Below are 3,312 nucleotides of genomic sequence, written 5' to 3'. Positions count from 1 at the left end.
TATACTTCGATCCACTGTTAAAGTATTCTCCGACATTAAAATTTTAGCTCTTTTTGTGAATAGTACTAACGCTAGAAGACTTATTACTATAAAGGCTAAAAATAGAACGTAAGGATGTTTAAAAAATGGAATCAGCAGGACTGAACATGCTAAAATGAAAATTATATATTCATTTGTATTAGGCTTGCCGCCAAGGTTTAATTGCCGTGTCATTAAAATATAAATGTCTTATTAAACCAGCCACCACTCCCCTGGTCGTAGCATCCGCTTCGGACACATTATGATCTTGAGCGTCCGCTCAATTATTGAATATAGTCCAAAATATTGCGAAATACATGACGTGTTGATCCCGAATAGAATGCTTTCTTCCCATGTTTCAGCATTTAAAGAATTAGCCCGGGCGGACGCCCTATTTCCATTTTAGGTCGTAGGGCCGCTGCGCTTAACCTACGACCAGGTGGGGAGATTAACTAGGTCAACCCGTTTGCCTGCTTTGCTTCCTCAGTTTAGTTCGTAGTACTTCCAATTTCCTTTACAAGTTCTCCACTTTTATAGGTGTAGGTTTTTTTTGGATTTCCATACCAGTCATAGTGTATCTCCTTTCCATTTTTTACACCCTTGCTATATTGCACTGATTTGTCGAGGTATGGTTTGTACATAGTGTATTCGTAGACTGTACCTTCATAAGGCTGATCATTCTGAAATTTTGCCCGGGAAAGCTCCTGGCCATATGCGTTGTAGTAGATGGCCTCTCCTTCTCTGGAGCCGTTCATGTAGGGGATGGAATAAAAATGTATTCCATCGTGATAGCCCTTGACCAATCCATGTAATTTCCCGTCTTTGTACTGTTGTACGGTAGTCCGCTTATTGCTGAATGTGGCTTCACTAAACCGATAGTGAATGACCTGTCCGTGATATTTGCCCTGCCTGAAGCTTGCCTTGGTTTCTATATAGTGATTGTAATAATCATATTCATAAAATGTGCCTTCATAGGGTTGCCCATTTCGGAATGTGCCTTCAGCGATTAACCGGCCCCATTGGTTGTAGGAGCGGCCCATGCCATTGTAATCTTGCTCGAAAAGCAGTTGACCACTGTAGCTGTATCCTTGCACGTGGGTTGTTTTGCCTTTTTCATAATCTTTGACTTCCCAGATACGTCCATTACCTTTATGTGTGAAGATGTATTCTTTACCGTGCTTCGTTTGACCGTCATCGCTTAGCGTCCCCAGGATATTTCCCTCCTTGTCATAATAAGTGATGTGCTCTTTGCGATTTTGACTGTACGTGGTGAGGATCATTTTTTCACCGGAAGTGTAGTACACTGTCTTTTTAACTTTTTTCCCGGATTCGTAAATATTTTCTTCTGATAAGGAGCCATTGGAGGCATAGTATTTTGTCCATACCAACTTTCCCTGCTTGTATTTTTCTTCTTTGGCCCGCTTGCTTGTTAACCCCCAGTCGTATTCCACCCACGTGCCTTCATAGGGCCTGCCTCCCTTGTAGGTCATTCTGGAAATTTCCTGGCCAGTGGAGTCGTAGCAGATGTCCATAGAGCCGTCCAGATGGAGTCGCTGGAGCTGGCCATTGGAGTGGTAGTACCGGGTTTCCTTCAGTCGATGATTTTTGAAAGTATATATGGCTTTTGTGTATTCTTCTAAAAATTCACCTTCACGCTTGTATCCATCTTTATAGGTTCCTTTACAGCAAGGCTTCCCATTTTTATACCAAAAGGATACTTCTCCTTCTTTGCGGCTATCTTGGTAGCAGCCTCGTTCTTTGGGTTGTCCGGTTTTGTAAAACTCAAGGTACCCTCCTTCATAAGGTTGCCCGTTTTTTAAGGTAAGGGTGTCTATTGCTTGTCCGTCTGGGCTAAAGAAAATTTCCTCTTCGGTATTTTCTGCTGTAGCTGTCTTCAGGGACCTCATCTGTCCACCTTTGTAAAAAGAGAGGGTAGTATCTACAACTCCATGAGTGTATTTCTCGATAGTCAAAACATTCATAGGGTTATATGAATATTTCACTAACAAGCCATCGTGTACATTGTCATCGGTGTTTGTGCCCTGCCCGAGGTAGTTGCCTTTTTGATCGTAGTATTTGAATTTATAGTGAGGTTGTCCGTTTTTCAAAACCTTTTTCTTGCAAATCTTTGCCTGGGAACCTCCCGGGAGGTCTATGACTTCCACTGAGACAAGTTCTCCGTGGTTATAGTGGCCTATCAGTAAGTATTTCTCTTCTCTTTTATAACAGGCACCCATAAATGGCGTATTGTTTTTAAATACGCCTTCAGCCAGAGTATTGCCGTGTTTGTCATACAGTACTTCTTTTCCTTCTTTGACCCCATTGCTGTAGCTGGTTTTTTGCATGATATTTCCTGATTTGTAGTACCAGGTCACCTCTCCATCAAAGATGTCTTCAGTATCAGAGAGAGAATAGCCTGACATTTGAAGGGCTCCTGACAGGTAAAAGCTTTTGATATGATACTTCTTCCTTTTTTTGACAGGTTTGATCCGGTAAAAATGAGCGTCTTCCCGGGAGGTCAGGTTCCCATAATCTCCATAGAAAACGGTATCTGTCTGTGCGTACAATTGACAAGGAATGAAAATCAATATTGCAATGCAGTAGATGAGAAGTTTAACGGGTAAGTTATATGTCATGTCGATGTTGTACTATTTTGATGGGTTAAATATTCGGATCCCATTTTTATCTGGCCAGGGCATATCCGGAAACTATGGTTGGTTATCACTGGCCTGGTCAATTTTATTTAAAGGTTTAAGGTCATTTTGATTAATCTATGATTATAGTGTCGCTACCTGACTGGAAAGTTTCCATGCTTCTTCTATAAAAAATTTGCCATTCAAAGAAACTACGGCCATTTTGTTATCGCTGGTAAGTGCAGCCTCAGCCTTATTATTGTCATCCAGATATAGAACCGCGTCATAAGGCAGTATAACCTCTACGCCTCCTATGGTATAATGAGTCACAGAGGCGTTGGAATTGGTATGGAAGGTTAGTATTTCTGAGATGCCGGAAAGACGGTACACATTATCACCAGAGAGGTCGCGTATGTCTGATAGGCTATTTAATATCTGCTTTTCAATGCTAGTTAGTTTTCTGATGGGTCTATCCTGCAATAGCTGTTTGCGAGCTTTGTGGTGTGAACGGCGTGCAGTGACGTATTTTACCAGATTATATATCATAATGATTACTAGTATAACTGATAAGATGAATTTCAATAAACCAATCATAATTCAGGGGTTTAGATGGGTGGCTAAATATAATTAATTAGTAAAGTACTGAGCCTGATTTAATAGC

At 41.1% G+C, this 3,312-nt stretch carries 2 protein-coding genes; both read right to left on the bottom strand.

Going from position 1 to position 3,312, the window contains the following annotated elements; genetic code table 11:
- Window positions 1–506: 506 nt before the first annotated feature.
- The gene (locus tag E1163_RS01550; RefSeq protein WP_155168768.1) at window positions 507–2,654 is read right to left on the bottom strand and encodes a toxin-antitoxin system YwqK family antitoxin; all 2,148 of its coding nucleotides are present in this window, start codon (window positions 2,652–2,654) and stop codon (window positions 507–509) included.
- A 141-nt stretch (window positions 2,655–2,795) separates the two neighbouring features.
- Window positions 2,796–3,197: a hypothetical protein gene (locus E1163_RS01545; protein WP_155168767.1), complete on the bottom strand. Its 402-nt coding sequence runs from the start codon at window positions 3,195–3,197 to the stop codon at window positions 2,796–2,798.
- Between the last annotated feature and the right edge of the window lie 115 nt (window positions 3,198–3,312).

This window comes from Fulvivirga kasyanovii, from assembly GCF_009711405.1.
In the GTDB taxonomy this organism is placed as follows: Bacteria; Bacteroidota; Bacteroidia; order Cytophagales; family Cyclobacteriaceae; genus Fulvivirga; species Fulvivirga kasyanovii.
The sequence above is the reverse complement of the archived record's forward strand: the minus strand, read 5'-3'. Positions and strand labels throughout refer to the sequence as shown.